19 protein-coding genes and 1 tRNA gene are annotated in these 18,945 nt (G+C 50.9%); 14 read left to right on the forward strand and 6 right to left on the reverse strand.

Translation table 11 applies throughout. The annotated features are described in order from the left end of the window. Positions 1-21 precede the first annotated feature (21 nt). Complete coding sequence (locus DD597_RS08785; protein WP_064503097.1) at positions 22-219, reverse strand: Cro/CI family transcriptional regulator; 198 nt, start codon at positions 217-219, stop codon at positions 22-24. Positions 220-314: 95 nt separating this feature from the next. Here DD597_RS08785 and DD597_RS08790 point away from each other — a divergent pair, with 95 nt between their 5' ends. From DD597_RS08790 to DD597_RS08830, 8 genes are all read left to right on the forward strand, one after another. Then, positions 315-968: a LexA family transcriptional regulator gene (locus DD597_RS08790; RefSeq protein ID WP_048206680.1), complete on the forward strand. Its 654-nt coding sequence runs from the start codon at positions 315-317 to the stop codon at positions 966-968. 370 nt (positions 969-1,338) lie between these two features. Next, a complete protein-coding gene (locus DD597_RS08795; protein ID WP_223604519.1) occupies positions 1,339-2,448 on the forward strand; it encodes a RelA/SpoT domain-containing protein in 1,110 nt (369 codons plus the stop codon). Positions 2,449-2,831: 383 nt separating this feature from the next. Continuing rightward, positions 2,832-3,191: a hypothetical protein gene (locus DD597_RS08800; protein WP_047352688.1), complete on the forward strand. Its 360-nt coding sequence runs from the start codon at positions 2,832-2,834 to the stop codon at positions 3,189-3,191. A 43-nt stretch (positions 3,192-3,234) separates the two neighbouring features. Continuing rightward, positions 3,235-4,047, forward strand: a complete 813-nt coding sequence (locus DD597_RS08805) for a YfdQ family protein (RefSeq protein ID WP_047352689.1) — start codon at positions 3,235-3,237, stop codon at positions 4,045-4,047. 81 nt (positions 4,048-4,128) lie between these two features. Then, the gene (locus tag DD597_RS08810; RefSeq protein ID WP_048206678.1) at positions 4,129-4,938 is read left to right on the forward strand and encodes a DNA-binding protein; all 810 of its coding nucleotides are present in this window, start codon (positions 4,129-4,131) and stop codon (positions 4,936-4,938) included. A 118-nt stretch (positions 4,939-5,056) separates the two neighbouring features. Beyond that, positions 5,057-5,281 (forward strand): hypothetical protein, encoded by a 225-nt coding sequence (locus DD597_RS08820; protein ID WP_048206674.1) that lies wholly within the window; start codon positions 5,057-5,059, stop codon positions 5,279-5,281. Between the two features lie 245 nt (positions 5,282-5,526). Next, entirely contained in the window at positions 5,527-6,015 is a 489-nt protein-coding gene (locus tag DD597_RS08825) for a hypothetical protein (RefSeq protein ID WP_063448874.1), read from the forward strand. 81 nt (positions 6,016-6,096) lie between these two features. Beyond that, on the forward strand, positions 6,097-6,282 hold the full coding sequence (locus tag DD597_RS08830) for a DNA-binding protein (RefSeq protein WP_165298120.1): 186 nt from the start codon (positions 6,097-6,099) through the stop codon (positions 6,280-6,282). On the opposite strand, the gene DD597_RS08835 is transcribed toward DD597_RS08830, so the two are convergent. Then, positions 6,266-7,435, reverse strand: coding sequence for an integrase family protein (locus tag DD597_RS08835; RefSeq protein WP_032634979.1), 1,170 nt, complete (start codon positions 7,433-7,435; stop codon positions 6,266-6,268). The two genes, DD597_RS08830 and DD597_RS08835, sit on opposite strands and share 17 nt — an antisense overlap. Positions 7,436-7,630: 195 nt before the next feature. On the opposite strand from DD597_RS08835, the gene DD597_RS08840 reads away from it, so the two are divergent. Next, positions 7,631-7,702: transfer RNA gene (locus tag DD597_RS08840), tRNA-Arg, on the forward strand. A gap of 13 nt (positions 7,703-7,715) precedes the next feature. Here DD597_RS08840 and DD597_RS08845 read toward each other — a convergent pair. Beyond that, entirely contained in the window at positions 7,716-9,095 is a 1,380-nt protein-coding gene (locus DD597_RS08845; RefSeq protein ID WP_003861362.1) for a diguanylate cyclase, read from the reverse strand. A gap of 268 nt (positions 9,096-9,363) precedes the next feature. Here DD597_RS08845 and lpxP point away from each other — a divergent pair, with 268 nt between their 5' ends. Together lpxP and ypdK are read left to right on the forward strand one after the other, a co-directional pair. Then, the gene (lpxP, locus tag DD597_RS08850; protein WP_129256139.1) at positions 9,364-10,284 is read left to right on the forward strand and encodes a kdo(2)-lipid IV(A) palmitoleoyltransferase; all 921 of its coding nucleotides are present in this window, start codon (positions 9,364-9,366) and stop codon (positions 10,282-10,284) included. A 359-nt stretch (positions 10,285-10,643) separates the two neighbouring features. Continuing rightward, positions 10,644-10,715, forward strand: coding sequence for a membrane protein YpdK (ypdK, locus tag DD597_RS08855; RefSeq protein ID WP_099458937.1), 72 nt, complete (start codon positions 10,644-10,646; stop codon positions 10,713-10,715). A 58-nt stretch (positions 10,716-10,773) separates the two neighbouring features. Here the strand turns inward: ypdK and alaC are convergent, their stop codons facing one another. Next, positions 10,774-12,009: an alanine transaminase gene (gene alaC / locus DD597_RS08860; RefSeq protein ID WP_023314600.1), complete on the reverse strand. Its 1,236-nt coding sequence runs from the start codon at positions 12,007-12,009 to the stop codon at positions 10,774-10,776. 386 nt (positions 12,010-12,395) lie between these two features. Here alaC and DD597_RS08865 point away from each other — a divergent pair, with 386 nt between their 5' ends. Together DD597_RS08865 and DD597_RS08870 are read left to right on the forward strand one after the other, a co-directional pair. Further along, positions 12,396-14,093, forward strand: coding sequence for a sensor histidine kinase (locus DD597_RS08865; protein WP_003861356.1), 1,698 nt, complete (start codon positions 12,396-12,398; stop codon positions 14,091-14,093). 13 nt (positions 14,094-14,106) lie between these two features. Then, a complete protein-coding gene (locus DD597_RS08870; RefSeq protein WP_023325009.1) occupies positions 14,107-14,838 on the forward strand; it encodes a LytTR family DNA-binding domain-containing protein in 732 nt (243 codons plus the stop codon). A gap of 35 nt (positions 14,839-14,873) precedes the next feature. Here DD597_RS08870 and glk read toward each other — a convergent pair whose 3' ends face one another. Further along, entirely contained in the window at positions 14,874-15,839 is a 966-nt protein-coding gene (gene glk, locus DD597_RS08875; RefSeq protein WP_003861352.1) for a glucokinase, read from the reverse strand. A gap of 205 nt (positions 15,840-16,044) precedes the next feature. Here glk and DD597_RS08880 point away from each other — a divergent pair, with 205 nt between their 5' ends. Then, positions 16,045-17,280 (forward strand): ion channel protein, encoded by a 1,236-nt coding sequence (locus tag DD597_RS08880; RefSeq protein WP_129256101.1) that lies wholly within the window; start codon positions 16,045-16,047, stop codon positions 17,278-17,280. On the opposite strand, the gene ipdC is transcribed toward DD597_RS08880, so the two are convergent. Then, the gene (gene ipdC, locus DD597_RS08885; protein ID WP_022651551.1) at positions 17,281-18,939 is read right to left on the reverse strand and encodes an indolepyruvate decarboxylase; all 1,659 of its coding nucleotides are present in this window, start codon (positions 18,937-18,939) and stop codon (positions 17,281-17,283) included. Between the last annotated feature and the right edge of the window lie 6 nt (positions 18,940-18,945).

Here is an 18,945-nt window from a genome sequence, read left to right on the forward strand (position 1 = left end):
AATTTTCCTTGGTAGTTACGGCTAGGCGGCTGAATCAGTAGAATTTTGATAAAGCGACTGATCAAACTTCAAAAGTCCGTTGGTGATTTTCTCAACCTGATACGCCCTAACTTCTGGAATAATCTCAGGCCATTCGGATACTGAAGGATGCTTGATTCCTAGGGCTGTCGCGGTTTTACAGACACCTCCGAAATAATTAATAACTTCGGATTTCCTCATGTTTGTTCTCCGACGGTTTAATTTAGACTTAATGTAGGATATCCAACATAACAATGTCAAGAATCCTACACAGCAAAAGTGGTAGGATTGCCTACATGATGAATATGAGTGACCGTATCCGCCAAAGGCGGAAAGAGTTAAAACTGACACAGCAAGCACTGGCTGAGATGGCTGGTGTGAATCGAGTCACGGTTACAGGGTGGGAAAAGGATGACTACCAACCGAACGGAGCAAACCTACAGTCTTTAGCGAATGCACTTCAATGTGATCCACTTTGGCTTGTATCTGGCAAAGGTGACCCTAAGCCCAAGCTCAATCTGAAACCCGAGATATTCAGTGTAAAAGAAGTGCCGTTAATTTCATGGGTTCAAGCCGGTTCCTGGACAAGAACTGATCCGGGAGTAAGGGCTGACGATGCTAAAGAATGGGTATATACCACCGCGCTAGTTTCTGACGGTGCTTTTGCTCTGCGGGTGCGTGGTGATTCAATGACTAACCCGTCAGGGGCTCCATCTATCCCTGAAGATTCAATAATCATCGTTGAGCCTGACATCATGGACATCGAAGCCCTTAATGGGAAAATCGTTGTTGCATACCTTGATGGAGGCCATGAAGCCACACTTAAAAAGCTTGTTGTGGACTGGCCTTACCGTTATTTAGTGCCATTAAATCCACATTACAAGCCTATTGAGTGCGGAGAAAACTGCACAATCGTTGGCCTTGTTAAACAAGTGATCATGGACTTCTAAGCCTCCTCCCCAACAAGCCGAGCTCTCGCTCGGTTTTTTTATGCCCAAATAGTTCACGTTGGTTTTCCTACATACATCCTTGACACCACAATGTTGGATATCCTACATTAAGCACATCAACAGCGGTAAGGTACCCAACCGTAACGTTTAAAACGTCGGTTTGCTGGAGATGGTCGAACGGCGCGACTTTAAACCATGCGTCGGAACCGTGGCGGGACAGGATGTCGGCAATACGGGGCAAAAAAAGATTTATTCCAGCCTCTTCATGGTGAGGGGGTTGGGCTGAATCAACACCAGTTAGCAATGCTAAACGAGATACGGAGCACACAGTAATGTCATTGCGTTGTGTCAACGATTTCAGGAGGTTATAGTGCCATTATTAAAGCTACCAGATGCAGGTAACAACATGGCAAATGCACAGTACGAGAAGGGAAAAATAGTACTCGAACACTCAAAAAACCAAGTAAAAAAAGCTGGAGAGTGTATACGTAAAGGAAATGGCGATATCGAAAAAGCTATCGAAATTATCCAGCAGTATCGCGCCGCACATCTTTACCCATTGATGATTATAAAAAATCTGGTATGGAAGCATGCACAGAAGATAAATAAAAACGCGATTATAGCGCGGCGTTTAAAACGACTCCCGACAATCATTGATAAGCTTCGACGCAAAACGCTGGATGGCGTCACCCCAAACTCTATTGCAGTAACGAGAATGAGTGATATTGGCGGCTGTCGTGTTATTGTTGAAAATAGATTACAATTGCTTTTGTTGGATTCATCTCTTGACAAAAGTAGAACCACGCATAAATCAAAAGTTAAAGATTACATAAAGTCACCAAAGTCTACAGGATACCGTGGCATTCATCGGATTTATACCTGCTACGATAAAGATGAAGCTCACCAATGGAAAGGATTCGATATTGAGGTTCAGTTAAGAACAAAGCTTCAGCACTTGTGGGCTACGACTATTGAGGTGGTCGACTTATGTGAAGGCCGTACACTTAAAACGAACCCCTTTGAATCAAACCCATCATGGGTTAATTTTTTCAGGCTAATGAGCGAATTTATAGCTGAAGAAGAAGAGTTTATAACTCTAACCCCGCAAGAAAAAAATCAGATCAAAATAAGATTAATGAGTTTAAATGATAAGCTCAATGCAATAGAAAAACTGAAGTCATTCAACAGGTTATTTTCAGATAAGGATTTAGACTTATCAAAAATAAAAGGTGGGTATGTTATCATTGCCTTAAAAGGTAATAAAATATATTACAAAGCGTATACGCCATTGCAAAAACATTTGGCTATTCAAGCTTACTCAGCCGTTGAAAAGGATGAAGAGGCGAACGGCCTGTTTGTAGAAATGGATGATTTACGCAAATTATCTTACGCATATCCTAACTATCTTATTGATACAAGATTTTTCATAGATAAGTATGAACTTTATACCAGTACAAATTATTGGACTAGGCCTAGGTAGTTTAATCCATAATTTAACAAGGTCGCAAAAGCGGCCTTTTTTATTGCCTAAGTCTTGGCGGTTATCCAGTCTTCAACCATTCCAACAGGAGGAAGATGATAATGTTCTGATGGCTGACCGCCCTTTTTCTTCAATGTGTCCGCTTCCGGTGTTGGCTGGGTTTCCCTGCCCAGCGCGGGTTCAACTCCTGCCGGATACCCTATCTATCGGTGACCAGTATGACCTTCCGTAACGTTAATTTTCAGTACGGCGATCTGATGCGCGCCCCTCGTGGTGTGCAGGCTGTTCGCAACCCAAAAACCATCGCTAGTATCTGGCGGCGTAGCTGGCTGTGCAGGTTGCTTATCCAGAAAGGCGATCCAAATAGTTAACTGGAGATATTTATGTCCGAAAATAAAAACACCACGCCGTTTAGTCAGCAACTTGCCTATATCAATAAAGGCACGCTGGATGCTGAATTAACCGAGGCGCTGGCAGAAGTTATTAAGGCTGTTCGAGAAACAGGTAAGAAAGGCGCTGTTACTCTGACGCTGAACTGTGCAATGCTGAACAACCGCGATGAAAACACCATGAAGGTTACGCCAAAGGTCACTCGCACTATTCCAGAGCTTGACCGTGCAGACACCATCATGTTTGCCACTGCCGATGGCGATTTGCTCCGCGATGACCCTTCACAAACCCAGTTGGATTTGAAAGTCATTGAGCCAAAAACTCAGACTGCACCAATCAAGCTGGCCCAGTAATACCTATCTAACCAACCGTTCTAATCTGAAAAGGAAATATTCAATGTCTCATATTGAAGGCTCTGCCGTATCCGAAATTCGTGATCTGGTTTCTGCAAACCTGAAAACACAAACTGATATCCCGTCTGTTGTCGTGCCGGAGGGCTTTGAAGTCAAGTCGCTTGAAAGCCTACAGCTGGCACCGTCACGTATTCGTCAAGCTGCAAACCTGATCTCCCCTGGGTCTCTGATCGCTTACATTCAACGTTTCCGTGATTCTCGTACTGTTGTTTTCGCAGATAAGACCAAAACGCGAATCGTAGCCGTGTTGGACTTCCATCAGGATGCAGAAAAACCAAGCTGGGCCGCACACAAGGCCGTTTATGACTGCCCGTTCTCTGATGAATGGAAAGCCTGGGTTGCTGCTGATGGGAGCAAAATGGACCAGATTAACTTTGCTGAGTTCCTGGAAAACAACATTCAGAATGTCGCGCCGGTTAGTGATTCATATCTAGGGCCGTCAGGAACTGAACTGCTGGAAATGGTTCTCGCATTCCAGGAAACCCGTAAGTCAGAGTTTAAGTCCGTTAAACGTCTTTCTGATGGCACCTGCCAGTTCCAGTTCAGCGATGAAAAATCCGGTTCTGGCAACACCAAAATGCCAGAAAAAATCAGCCTGGCAATTTCACCATTCCATAACGGTTCGCCGTATCAGGTCGATGCCCGTATCCGTTATCGCCTGCGTGACGGTCAGTTAATCCTCTGGTATGAGCTGATCGAACCTAAGAAAGTTGTTGAGCATGCATTCCAGGAAATCGTCACTGATATGGAAAACCAGCTCGGTGAAGACCTGCCTATTTACGAAGGCTCCATTTAACCCATCAATACCGTGTGTTGTTTTATGCGCCCCCATTCGTGGGGGCGTATAGCAAAGCATTCCCTGAAAGAAGGTGATCATATGCCAAGCTTAGGCCAGCTCTATAACGATAAAGACGCCGGATTAACCACCCGAAAAACTTACAACGTACCAGTAGATAAAATTTATGCCGAGGAAGGCTACAACGTTCGTGAACTTAACCAGGCGCATGTAGAAGAATTCCGCGATGCCTTTATTGCCGGGGAATATATACCGCCGCTTGCCGTAGAAGTTACTGAGCGCGGGGTGAAAGTGATCGACGGCCACCACCGTTATCATGGCGCGTTGGCTGCTATCGCAATGGGGCACGATATTGTTCGTCTTGAGTGCAAAGATTTTGTAGGCAGTGAGGCTGACAAAATCGCCTTCATGGTGACCAGTTCTCAGGGGCTGGCATTGACTCCACTTGAACGAGGCGCAGCTTATCATCGCCTTCAAAATCAGGGGTGGAGCCCTTCAGAGATAGCGTCAAAAGTTAAACGCTCTGAGTCAGATATTCTTCAGCACCTCCAGCTTCACGAATGCACACCGTATATCAAAAAGCTCGTTCGTGACGGCTCAATGAATTACGCAATCGCAATCGGTATATCTCGTGAGCATGGTGTTTACGCAGATCGTGAAGCTTCACGTCTGATGAAAAAAGCCGAGGCAGCTGGAAAGAAAAAAGTTACCAAGAGCATAGCCAGCCCTCAGTTTAATGCTGGAAAAGCCAGGAAGTTCCTTGAACTTATTTCCTCTTGTACAAAGGATTCCGGGGAAGGGCTAACCATTGAAATTCCACCAGCAATACAAGCCGAAATCACATCTATTCTTCGGGAGTTTCGTCACGAAACTGACGAGGCTGCACCATGAAAAAAATATCCGAACTGATGATGTGGTCCCTGTTCTTTTCTCTCTTAACAGGGATTGGGTTAACTGCTGGATTCTACTGTTTCATCGGGACTGTAAAGCTGATCGCGAGGGTAATAGCATGAAAATTGAATACCAAGACATGGGGCCCACTGCAAAAATCATAATCACCAGCACCGTATTCGAGTTTCGCCGACACGTTCGGGTTGTTGATACGATTTTGATGTGTACTCCTGGAGTCATTGCGGATCGCCGTGGTTTCTTCCTCATGAAAACGGTGATTTCAGGTCGCTCTAAAGAAATGCTTCGCGCCAATAAAACAGCAGTGCGTGAGGTAAACCGATGATCATCATTGCCAATGAGTAAGAGGCCCATCGTGGAAAATTATCACTTACCACGCTGTCCTAATTGCGGTATGTCACCCTCTTTGAAGGTTCGTAGTCGGGGAATGAACTGGGGATCGGCAGAAATTCGTTGCTCGAATGGCTGTTCGGGTATGCGCGCCGGATTTTCGTACCCGCCAGATCATGAAGCTGAGGCCCGAAAAGAGCTGCGCGAAAAATGGGAAAAACTGGTGAAGGACAAAGCCCAATGAGCACTATTACCAAAGAGTTCACCAAAGAGCAGTTACAGCAAATCGAAGCAGCTGCGAAAGAAGTCCTGTGGCCTGTCGTGTGGTCGGAAAAGAAAGCACGAGAGCACTTCAGTGAAAAAATAACTGCCAAGGTGGTACTGAAGCTGGCGCGTATCGCGCTGGCATCGCTCGAAACGGAGCCTGCGATTCACCGCTGGCGTCGTGTGACCGTTGAGCCATACGGCCCTTATCCTTGGCATTACGGTAATTTTATCGGCTTCTCAAAACCCGTTGAGGGAATTGAGGACGAGTATTTTTACTCCGCCCCGCCAGCGCCGGTAGTTCCTGATGAGGCTATAAGTCTTGCCGTTGATGGAATAATGTCTACTTACGCAGATAATCAGGACGAATGCCGGAAACGTATTAGAAATCATATTGAAGACGCCTGCCGCGCCGCCATGCAGGGAGCAATGCAGCAGGAGGAGACGGTAAAATCAAAAAAGTAGATCGCTGCGATGTCTGCACTGAAGGCGCTCGCGGCGGGTGTGGTACGTGTGTTTTTAACGGTAATTTTTGATGAGGTATTTATGACTACTACTGATTTTATGGAGGAGCAGGAAGTATTCGACCTGCTCAAAAAGAAAAAAACTGCTGTTTGGCGCTTACGCAAAGAACGTGGTTTCCCCAATCCTGTTCTCACATATCCGTCACGCTACAGCCGTAAAGCAGTTATGAAATGGATTGAAGAGGGCGGCGTCAACCGAGCTGTTTAACATGCCAGAATATTTTATCGGCATACATTTCATAAGCCTCTTTCTGCTCCACCAGCCAGTCGTGTTTGTTGTACACGGCCATCACACCACCCAGTTCATGCCCCAGCATCTTTTCGGTGACATGGGGCATAACTCCCTCCCCTGACAAATTCGTTACCAGTGAGCGCCTGAAATCGTGCGTTCTCCATTCAGGTATATCAATTTTATCCCTTAGTTTTTTCATGTAGAGATTTGCTGACGAACGATCTATTGCCTTATCCAGTTCCTGGCCAGGGAACAGGACGGTGTTACCCGAATTTAAAAGCCTCTCTACAAAAGGCTTTACCTGCTCAAAAACAGGACGACGAATAACATTCCCCATTTTTGAATGCTCAGCTGGAGTAGTCCAAATAAGATCGTCCATATTGAATTCACTGTTAGTAGCCAGGCGAAGTTCTGACAATCTGGCTCCCCACAACAACAACAGTTGGTGAAGCACCTTGTTGGAAGTAACGATCTTGTTGTTTTCCAGCGCGAGCCATATTTTTGCCAGTTCGGTATAGGTTAAAACCCTGCTACCAACATCCGGCTTCTTTCCTATCGTCTTAACGCTGAGCTTCAGAACCTCGCACGAAGGTATGAGTTGTCGGCTGATACACCAGTTCATTACTGATCGCAGCTGCAGGAGAAGTACCCTGGCCTTTTTGCCGTTTTTCTTTTCCTGCTTATCGAAAAACCTAACCCATGCTGAAACAGGGATGTTGACGACGGGGGCATCCGGGAATTCTGTGTACATAGTGTTGTACACAACTGACTTGTATAAAGTCTGTGTATTAGGCTTCAGGGTTTCAACATACTTGTTCCACCACTGATCGAGACACTCTTTCAGCGTCAGCTCGCCATCCTCTTTGGCAAAATAATTTTTAGGGTTTAGCCCCTTGAGGTACAATTCGCGCATCTCGCCGACTATTACGCGCGCTTCTTTCAGAGAGGTAGCTGGATAGCGTCCAATAGAAAGGCGAACAGGTTTACCGTTCCATCGGTACCGAAACTGAAACGTAATCGTTCCGGTAGGGGTTATACGCACGCTGAGACCGTCGCCATCTGTTACTTCTGGCGCGCCGTTGTATGGCTTGTCATTGATGCTGCGTAGTTTGGTATCACTGAGGGCCACGGCTCTGTATCCTGTACACACTGATTTTCAGCATTCTGTACTCAATCTGTACGCAATGGCAAGTGAACCAAATGATTTTCTTTGCGTACAGACATGAACGAACAGGAAATAAAAGAGACTAAAAGCTTGAAGCTGCGTGGACTATTGGGATAACATGCAACACAAGACGAACACTTAAAAATCAGTTATTTCTACGTCCTCTTAGTTAAATGGATATAACGAGCCCCTCCTAAGGGCTAGTTGCAGGTTCGATTCCTGCAGGGGACACTTCTGTATTTCCTTACGCCCCCTTCCAAAGCTCCACGCAGTTTCGGCCACGCCGTTTCGCGCCGTATAAAGCTTCATCCGCCGCCTGAATCAATCGCTCGTAATCGGGATGCCCGTTGAACATCGCCACGCCTATCGAGAGGGAGAGCGGGATAATATCGCCGGTTGGGGAGTTAACCTTGATTTTTTCCACCCGCCTGCGGATACGCTCGGCGATTCGCAGCGCGTCCACCTCTGAGATTTCCGTTAGCACAATCAGAAATTCATCGCCGCCGTAGCGAAAAACGTAATCACAGGTTCGCACGTTGTCGTAGAACGCGCCGGAGACTTTTCGCAGGATCTCGTCCCCGGTATTGTGCCCCCAGGTATCGTTGATTTGTTTAAATTTGTCGACGTCAATCAGCAGCGTCGAGAGCTTTGTTCCCGCCCGGGTGGCGTGCAGGATTTCGCGTTTGAAGATGGTTGGCAGGAAACGGCGATTCAACAGGCGGGTCAGGACATCAACCCCCACCTCGTGTCGCGACACTTCGTCAAACAGTTCGCGCAAAAGCGTGATGATTTGCGAGAGCGTATTACGCATTCGCTGCAAGAATTTATCCCGCTGCGCTTTATCACTCAGACCCTGCCCTGAAAGACGGACCTCGTTAAAAAGGTCATCGAATTCCTGAATCAGACGAGAGATATGACCGGCCTCAGCGATCCCGCTGAAATAGTGCCGACCTTTATGGCTAAACCACAGTCCAAATTCAGACTGCCCCAGCGGCAGACTGTTGCCGATACTGGAATTAAGCGTGATCTTATACAGAAGCACCATTTCCCATGACAGCAGCGCCGCGGTCTGTCTCTCCTTCTCCTCTTCTGCGTTCTCCATTAAGGAAAAGATGCGGTAATTTTCGTCCTCTTTCGCCGCATTGTTCTCGCTAAATACATAGGCCCGCGACATCACTTCCATGGCCAGATCGATACTGTTAATCGCGTAGTGATAAATATGCAGCTTCACCTCAGGCGAATGGGCGCTGGTAGTAATGACAGGTAACAGCAGCTTTTTCAGAACACGGAAGCCCATTTCAACTAAATCAACCGAAATACCAATACGGGCATGAACATCCGCAGCGCGCTGCTGCGCCCGCATCTGCTCTTCAACCTGCTCCACACGGCATGAGAGCACATCAATAAGCCAGCGACGAAGCGCCTCCTGAAGCTGCCTCTCCACCTGTTCGGTGGTCAGGAATTCAGCTGCCGACGGATCTGCCAGCACAACACGATAGAATTCAGCGACCAGGGGCGTTGCGTTGTCCCTGGCAAGCTCAGTCGCAAGCCGATGCACATCGGGATCGGTTTCATTAATTAGCTTCACCCACTCTTCTTTCACCGTTTGCAGGTAGGTTTCCATGGTCTGCACCTTCAGGAGGCATGCGGGAACGCAGATTTAACAATAGCAAAATCAAACCACTCCGCAATTGCCGCTTTTTTAAACAAAAACGAGTGATAGCTCATAATGTATAACGGTGCTACATTATGCCGCCCACCCAAGTCAGCAATGGCCAGGCAACGTCGTAAAGAACGGTAAAGCCTGCAACCATGACCTCGTCCTACGGTCTTAATGGCACGTGGTATCGCGAAGTCTGCGCTACCTTCACAGGCTTTACATAGGTTCCACTATTTTGTCTCAATCCAAATTTCAGCGGGCGTTTCTGCACCCGCGCTACTGGTTTACGTGGTTTGGCCTTGGCGTACTTTGGCTGCTGGTTCAACTTCCTTATCCCGTGATCCGTTTCCTGGGTTCGAAGCTCGGCAGCGCATCGCGTCACTTCCTTAAGCGTCGTGAGTCCATTGCCCGAAAAAATCTCGAACTTTGCTTTCCGCATTACAATGCGCAGCAGCGCGAAACGCTGATTGCGGAAAACTTTAAATCTATCGGTATGGCGCTGCTTGAAACCGGTATGGCCTGGTTCTGGCCAGACGAGCGTGTCCGTAAATGGTTTGACGTGGAAGGTCTGGATAACCTGAAACGTGCCCAGATGCAAAACCGCGGCGTGATGGTTGTGGGTGTGCATTTTATGTCGCTTGAGCTGGGTGGCCGCGTTATGGGCCTTTGTCAGCCGATGATGGCAACCTATCGCCCGCATAACAGCACGCTGATGGAATGGGTACAAACGCGGGGCCGCATGCGTTCAAATAAGGCGATGATCAGCCGTAACAATTTGCGCGGTATGGTTGGCGCCCTGAAAAAAGGTGAAGCAGTCTGGTTTGCCCCGGATCAGGACTACGGTCCTAAAGGCAGCAGCTTTGCCCCTTTCTTTGCGGTTAAAGATGTCGCTACGACGAACGGTACCTTTGTGATTTCACGTCTCTCAGGCGCCGCGATGTTGACGGTGACCATGGTCAGAAAAGCGGATAAGTCAGGCTATCGTCTGCATATCTCCCCAGAGATGGCGAACTATCCTGAAGATGAGAGTGAAGCCGCGACCTTTATCAATAAGGTGATTGAGTTTGAGATTATGCGTGCGCCTGAGCAGTATCTGTGGATGCACCGCCGCTTTAAAACCCGTCCCCTGGGCGAAGCCTCACTCTATATCTGACCCCTTTCGAAGGTTAGTTTCGCTAAGAAACTAACCTTTTCAAACACCTGTAATCACAGTGCGTAACGGCTTTTATCGACCGTCGCTCAACAGGCATTTATTGCGTACCGAAATCAAACTGTCGCCGTTCCACGACACTCGTAAGTGTCGGAAATTATTTAAAAAAATGCCTCTTGTCACTCCTGAAATTTAGGCGTACATTAGCGCCGTCTGGCGACAGGAAAGCACAGAATTCAGAGCTGAAGTTAGCGACGTAACGGGATAATTCCGATTTCCCCTTTCGCATGATTTCAACTCTCTATACTCAGTTGGACTCTGTTTTTTTAATGCGTACCGGAAGATACGCGGAGCGATGAAACGTGAAATATTTCTTTATGGGCATTTCGGTTATTGTTTTAGTTTGGGCCGGAACGTTTGCTCTGATGATCTAGTTAAGAAAATGCAGTCAAAAAAACAGGCGCCGTTGGCGCCTGTTTTTTTTGGTGTCCGTTACGACTCGGGTTGTTCCGCAACGCTCTTCGCTGCAAGCAGGCCATCCGCACGGAACATGCTTTTAATGCCCCGCACTGCCTGACGGATACGGTCGCTGTTTTCAATCAGCGCGAAACGCACATGCGTGTCACCGTAGTCACCAAAGCCAATGCCTGGAGAGACGCAAACCTTCGCATCCTGAAGCAGTTTTTTGGCAAATTCCAGAGAACCCATCGCCGCATACGGCTCGGGGATTTTCGCCCAGACGTACATGGAGGCTTTAGGCATTTCCACCATCCAGCCTGCTTCATGAAGCCCTTTTACCAGCACATCACGACGGCGTTTGTACTGAGCGGCAATATCGAGCACGCACTGCTGATCCCCTTCCAGCGCCGCGATGGCCGCAACCTGTAACGGCGTAAAGGTGCCATAGTCATGGTAGCTTTTAATACGCGCCAGGGCACTCACCAGCGTTTTGTTTCCCACCATAAAACCAATTCGCCAGCCCGCCATGTTGTAGCTTTTCGACAGGGTGAAAAACTCAACCGCCACATCACGGGCACCCGGTACCTGCATAATTGACGGCGCTTTCCAGCCATCATAAACGATATCGGCGTAGGCGAGATCGTGTACCACCAGCACGTCGTAACGCTTAGCCAGCGCGACCACTTTCTCGAAGAATTCGAGTTCAACGCATTGTGCCGTTGGGTTTGACGGGAAACCGAGGATCATCATTTTCGGCTTCGGATAGCTTTCACGAATCGCCCGTTCCAGCTCGTTAAAGAAGTCGACGCCTTCCACCAGCGGGACAGAACGCACCTGCGCCCCGGCAATCACCGCCCCATAGATATGAATCGGGTAGCTCGGATTCGGCACCAGTACGGTATCGCCGTGATCCAGCGTCGCCAGCATCAGGTGGGCCAGCCCCTCTTTGGAGCCAATGGTCACAATCGCTTCATTTTCAGGATCGATATCGACCTGATAACGATCCTGATACCAGCGGGAGATCGCCCGACGTAAGCGTGGAATGCCGCGTGAGGTGGAATACCCATGGGTATCGGGACGCTGGGCAACCGTGCAGAGTTTCTCAACAATGTGCGGCGGCGTTGGGCCGTCAGGGTTACCCATACTGAAATCGATAATGTCTTCGCCGCGCCGACGCGCAGCCATTTTCAGTTCAGCAGTGATATTGAAAACATAAGGGGGGAGACGATCGATACGCGTAAAACGGCGTTCAGGACTGAATTCAGCCATAGATTCCTCAGAGTCACGTTAGCGCCCGGACCGTCCGAGCGACGCTGCCACCCGTGTGGCATGCTTAGAAAATAACCTGAAGAAAAAGAGGCTGTCGAGAGGATAACGGCAAAACAATATTTTGCTCTAAAACGGGAATGCGATTGCAGTGAAAAGCGGAACTCCTATCGCGAACAGGCAGTTTTAAGCTCTACAATTTAACACAATATTTTCAGTATCGTTACCTGACGTTTCTCCCCAAACGGAAAAGCGCCGGCTTTCAGTCAAAAGCCAGCAATCCCCTTTGAGAATTATGGTTTTTCCCCATTTGATAAATCTGATGGATAGCTGGTCATCAGGCCCTATGTTTTCTATCATAGATTTTTCCCGTTTTCCCAGGCCTGACCGTGCACGAAATCTTCAATATGCTCCTCGCGGTGTTCGACCGCGCGGCATTAATGCTGATCTGTCTCTTTTTCCTTATCCGCATCCGCTTGTTCCGCGAACTGTTGCATAAATCTGCCCATTCGCCAAAAGAGCTGCTGGCCGTCACGTTTATCTTTTCGATGTTTGCCCTGTTCAGCACCTGGTCCGGGGTGCCGGTAGAAGGCTCGCTGGTGAACGTGCGCATCATCGCCGTCATGTCGGGCGGGATCCTCTTTGGTCCCTGGGTCGGGATTATCACAGGCATTATCGCTGGCACCCATCGATACCTGATTGATATTGGCGGCGTGACGGCAGTTCCCTGCTTTATCACCAGCATTATTGCCGGGCTGCTCTCGGGCTGGATTAACCGCAAAATCCCGAAAAAGCAGCACTGGCGTGCGGGGATTATCGCGGGGATGGTCTGCGAAACGCTGACCATGATCCTGGTCATCGTCTGGGCGCCAACCGTTGCGCTGGGGCTGGATATCGTCTCGAAGATCGGTATTCCGATGATCCTCGGGAGCGTCTGTATCGGTTTTATCGTGCTGCTGGTGCAAAGCGTGGAAGGCGAAAAAGAGGCCAGCGCCGCGCGTCAGGCCAAGCTGGCGCTGGATATCGCCAACAAGACGCTGCCGCTTTTCCGGCACGTTAACGCCGAATCTTTACGTCAGGTTTGCGATATCATCCGCCGTGATATTCATGCCGATGCGGTCGCTATCACCAATATTGATCACGTGCTGGCTTACGTTGGCGTCGGTGAGCACAATTATCGCGACAGCGACGACACCATCAGCCCAACCACCAGACAGGCGATTAACTACGGAAAAATCATCATTAAAAACAATGACGAAGCCCACCGGACGCCAGAGATCCACTCAATGCTGGTGATCCCGCTGTGGGAAAAAGGCGTGGTCACGGGGACGCTGAAAATTTACTACTGTCATGCGCACCAAATCACCTCCTCGCTCCAGGAGATGGCGATTGGCCTGTCGCAGATCATCTCCACTCAACTAGAGGTTTCGCGTGCAGAGCAGCTGCGCGAGATGGCAAATAAGGCAGAGCTGCGCGCCCTGCAAAGCAAGATCAATCCCCATTTTCTGTTTAACGCGCTGAACGCTATCTCCTCTTCCATCCGTCTGAATCCGGACACCGCGCGGCAGCTGATATTTAATCTGTCGCGCTATCTTCGCTACAACATTGAGCTAAAAGACGACGAGCAGATCGACATCAAAAAAGAGCTGTATCAAATCAAGGATTACATCGCGATCGAGCAGGCTCGCTTTGGCGATAAGCTGACGGTCATTTACGATATTGATGAAGAGGTCAACTGCGTGATCCCAAGCCTGCTGATCCAGCCTCTGGTGGAAAACGCCATTGTTCACGGTATTCAGCCGTGTAAAGGCAAAGGCGTGGTAACAATTAGCGTAACGGAAAGCGGTAACCGCGTGCGTATCGCCGTGCGCGATACCGGGCACGGCATCGATCCGAAAGTTATCGAACGCGTCAAATCAAACGAAATGCCAGGCAACAAGATCGGACTGCTGAATGTGCATCACCGGGTCAAACTGCTGTACGGTGACGGGCTGCATATTCACCGCCTTGAGCCGGGCACCGAAATTGCCTTTTATGTTCCGAATGAGCGAACGCCCGTGAATGCCCCCATATCCTTGTTGCCGTAGGCCGGAGTAACAGATGAAAGTCATCATCGTAGAAGATGAATTTCTGGCTCAACAGGAGTTGAGCTGGCTTATCAAAACCCACAGCCAGATGGAGATTGTTGGCTGTTTTGAGGATGGTCTGGACGTGCTGAAATTTTTACAGCATAACCGGGTCGACGCGATATTCCTCGATATTAATATTCCGTCGCTGGACGGCGTCCTGCTGGCGCAAAATATCAATCAGTTCGCCCACAAGCCGTTTATTGTGTTTGTCACCGCGTGGAAAGAGCATGCCGTGGAGGCCTTCGAGCTTGAGGCGTTTGACTATATTCTAAAGCCGTACCAGGAGTCGCGTATTATCAGCATGCTGCATAAGCTGGAAGCCGCGTGGCAGCAGCAGTCCTTACCCGCCAGTGCCAGCCCGGTAGCGCGGGAAAACGACACAATTAATCTGGTGAAGGACGAACGGATCATCGTCACGCCTGTCGACGATATTTACTATGCCGAAGCGCATGAAAAAATGACATTTGTCTATACGCGGCGTGAATCCTACGTCATGGCGATGAACATCACCGAATTCTGCAATAAACTCCCGGCCGCCCACTTCTTCCGCTGCCACCGCTCGTTCTGCGTCAACCTGAACAAGATCCGCGAAATCGAACCCTGGTTTAACAACACCTATATATTGCGGCTGAAGGATCTGGATTTTCAGGTGCCTGTAAGCCGCAGCAGAGTGAAAGAGTTCCGCCAGCTCATGCACCTGTAGCACGTTCCCTCTCCCGCAGGAGAGGGAAATGAGCGTCAGAGGATCTGACCAAGAACCTGACGCAGATGCGCGCCGGATCCCAGTAAGCCTGGGTTGTCGTGGACAATCAGGTAAACAGGAATGTCCTGGACATAGCTCCTGAAGCGGCCTTTGTCTTCGAAGCCGCCACGGAAGCCGGAGGCGGTAAAGAAATCGAGGAAGCGCGGCACGATCCCGCCCGCAATATAGACCCCGCCAAAGGTGCCAAGGTTCAGCGCCAGGTTGCCGCCAAAACGCCCCATGATGACGCAGAACAGCGACAAAGCACGGCGGCAGTCAATACAGCTGTCGGCCAGCGCGCGTTCGGTCACATCTTTCGGTTGCAGATTTTCCGGCAGACGACCGTCTGATTTGACAATCGCCCGATACAGGTTCACCAGACCCGGACCAGAAAGCACCCGCTCGGCCGACACGTGACCAATCTCGGCGCGTAGCTCCTCAAGAATAATGCCCTCTTCTTCGCTGTTCGGCGCAAAATCCACGTGACCGCCCTCGCCCGGCAGGCTGACCCAGCGTTTGTCGACGTGGACCAGGTGCGCCACCCCCAGACCGGTTCCCGCGCCGTAAACGGCAATCGGTTTGCCTTCAACCGGGGCCGTACCGCCGAACTGAATCAGATGCTCTGGTTTAAGCATTGGGATAGCCATGGAAACCGCAGTGAAGTCGTTGATAATTTCAAGGTGCGAGAAGCCGAGGTTTTTCCGCATTTCGGCAATTGAGAAGGCCCACGTGTGGTTGGTCATCGCCACCCAGTCGCCGGTAATCGGACAGGCGATGGCGATACAACCGTCTTCAACGCTCACTTTATGCTCTTCCAGATAGACGCGAACCACCGCTTCCAGGCTTGGGTAATCCAGCCCTGAATAGGTTTTCGCCTGAGAAATTTCACCACTGTTCACATCGCACAGGGCAAGGCGCGCGTTAGTGCCGCCTACATCACCTACCAAAGCATACTTTGTCATTCTTCTACTGCTCCGCTAAAGTCAGAATAAATCTTTGGGACACTGTAAATTCAAGGCGTGATAACAACAACGACCAGAAGGTGACTGCCCATGGATTATCGATCTTCGTCACATAATAACTTTACCGTTTCAGCACCTTTTGCACTATTGCCACAATGCTGATTGTGCAAAGTAACGTTAAGCCGTTTTGTACAAGGAAATCATCATGCTCCATCCGCGAGCCAGAACCATGCTGTTATTGGCTGTCCCGGCGCTGATTATTGGCGTGGCGTCGAGCCTGGTGCTCATCGTCGTCATGAAAGTGGCGGCGGTGCTGCAAACGATTTTATGGACCGCGCTTCCGGTAAAACTCGGCATCAGCATTGACTCGCCGGGCTGGATCATGGTGATGCTGACCCTGACCGGGATTGCCGTAGGGCTGGTGATCCGCTATAGCCCGGGCCATGCCGGGCCGGACCCGGCACTGGAACCCTTGATTGGCGCGCCTGTCTCCCCCTCGGCTCTGCCGGGGCTTATCATCGCGCTGATAATCGGTCTTGCGGGCGGCGTAAGCCTCGGGCCTGAACATCCCATTATGGCGGTGAATATCGCGCTGGCGGTCTTTCTGGGGGCGCGTCTTTTCCCGCGCGTTGGCGCGCTGGACTGGACGATCCTGGCCTCCGCTGGCATCATCGGGGCGCTGTTTGGCACTCCGGTCGCGGCTGCGCTCATTTTTTCGCAAACGCTCAGCAGTGATCATGAGGTGCCGCTTTGGGATAAACTCTTCGCGCCGCTAATGGCCGCCGCTGCGGGAGCCCTCACCACCAGCCTGTTTTTCCATCCCCATTTTTCACTCTCCATTCCCCACTACGGCCAGATGCAACTCACCGATATTTTCAGCGGCGCCGTCGTCGTCGCGATCGCCATTGCGTTGGGGATGGTCGCGGTGTGGTGTCTTCCTCGCCTGCATCGCCTGATGCACAGGCTGAAGCATCCGGTGCTGATTCTGGGCATGGGGGGTTTTATTCTGGGCGTTTTAGGCGCTATCGGCGGGACGGTTACGCTGTTTAAGGGTCTGGACGAGATGCAGCAGCTGGCCTTCAGCCAGGTCTTCAGCGTCTCAGATTATCTGCTGTTCGCGCTGGTGAAACTGGCGGCGCTGGTGGTCGCGGCGGCCTGTGGTTTCCGGGGAGGTCGTATCTTCCCGGCGGTATTTGTTGGCGTCGCGCTGGGGCTGATGCTGCATGAGCACGTTGACGCTGTCCCTGCGGCGATTACCGTCTCCTGCTCCATTCTGGGGCTGGTACTGGTGGTCACGCGCGATGCGTGGCTGAGCCTGTTTATGGCGGCCGTTGTCGTGCCGGATACCACGCTTCTGCCGCTGCTCTGTATCGTGATGTTGCCCGCCTGGCTCCTGCTGGCGGGCAAACCGATGCTGATGGCATGGCGAAACGACAGGTAATCAGGCGTTATTGCGCGCCTCCAGCGCTTTGGTCAGCGCGCTCAGCAGCGGCGGAATATCGGCTTTCGGCAGCATGACCTCGATCAGCGAAAGCCGCTCATGGTGTGCCACTTTATCCAGCACCTCCGCCAGCGCTTCCGCTTCGCTGACGCGCCAGCACTCTGCCTGAGGCGCCAGGCTCAGCGCCTGCGGTATCTGCGTCCAGTTCCAGAGGGCAATATCGTTATAGCGCTGCTCCGGCCCGTGGATGGCCCTTTCCACCGTGTATCCTTCGTTGTTAAGCACCAGAATAATCGGGCGCTGCTTGTCGCGCAGCATGGATCCCAGCTCCTGAATGGTCAACTGCGCGGCGCCGTCGCCCGTCAGGACAATCACGCGTCGATTCGGACACGCCGTTTGCGCGCCAAACGCCGCCGCCAGCGTGTAGCCAATCGATCCCCACAGCGGCTGGACGATAAAGTTCACGTCCGCCGGTAAACGCAGATCGATAGCGCCGAAAGCAGACGTCCCCTGGTCAGCCAGAATAATGTCTCCGGGGCGAATAAACGTTTGCAGGGTACGCCAGAAGCTCTCCTGAGTCAGCGCCCCTTCAATAGTCGGGAACGAAAAGCCGCTGTGATCCGATGGCGCTCGCGTATCACGAACATAGGTTTTACACAGCGCTGTCAGCGTTTCAATGGCCTCCCTCATCGGGATACCCGTAAACCAGACGTCGCCGACGCGGGACGCGTGAGGCTGAACCTCTATCGTCTGGTCTGGCGTAAGCTGGTGGGTAAATCCGGCAGTGAGCGTATCGGTAAAGCGCGTGCCAATGCACAGCACCGTATCAGCACCCTCGATGGCCTCTTTGACCGGCGCGGCGCTCGCCGATCCGCTGTAGGTGCCGTAAAAACCGCTCTGTCGTTCGTCAAAAATGCCCTTGCCCATCAGCATGGTGGCGTGTGCCATCGGCACCTCTTTCACCCACGTCTGAAGGGCCGCGCGCAGACCGTGGCGGAGTACCAGGAAGTCCGCTAACAGCGCGGTGCGTTTGCTCGTAGACAAGCGCTTTTCGGCAGCCTCACGGAACGCCTGCAAGCAGGCTGAATCGGCCGGTGCGGGGTTAACAGTGAGAGCGCTTACAGGAGGTGTAGCGGCTTTTTTCGCCACATCGGCGGGCAGCATCAGATAGCCCGGACGGCGCTCCCGCAGCATGGTGGTCAGGACTCTGTCAATTTCATAGCAGGCGTTTTGTTCCGTAAGCACCGCCTGCGCAACGGTGATGGGTTCGCTCATATGATAGAAGTGGCGGAACTCGCCGTCGCCCAACGTATGGTGCAGCAACTCTCCTCGCTGCTGCGCCGCCATACCCGGGGCCCCTACAATATGGAGGACGGGAACATGTTCGGCAAAGCTGCCCGCCACACCGTTCATGGCGCTTAACTCCCCAACGCCGAATGTCGTCAGGAGTGCGGCAAAGCCCTTACAGCGGGCATAGCCGTCTGCGGCGTAAGACGCGTTCAGTTCGTTGGCACAGCCCACCCAGCAGATGTCCGGGCTATCTATCACGTGATCGAGAAATTGCAGGTTATAGTCGCCCGGCACGCCAAACAGATGATCGGCACCACAATCTGTTAGTCGGTCCAGCAGGTAATCGGCGACGCAATAGGGGGTACGCATATTATA

This window comes from Enterobacter cloacae complex sp. 677-3DZ2D5B (assembly GCF_004136695.1).
Lineage (GTDB): Bacteria > Pseudomonadota > Gammaproteobacteria > Enterobacterales > Enterobacteriaceae > Enterobacter > Enterobacter hormaechei_C.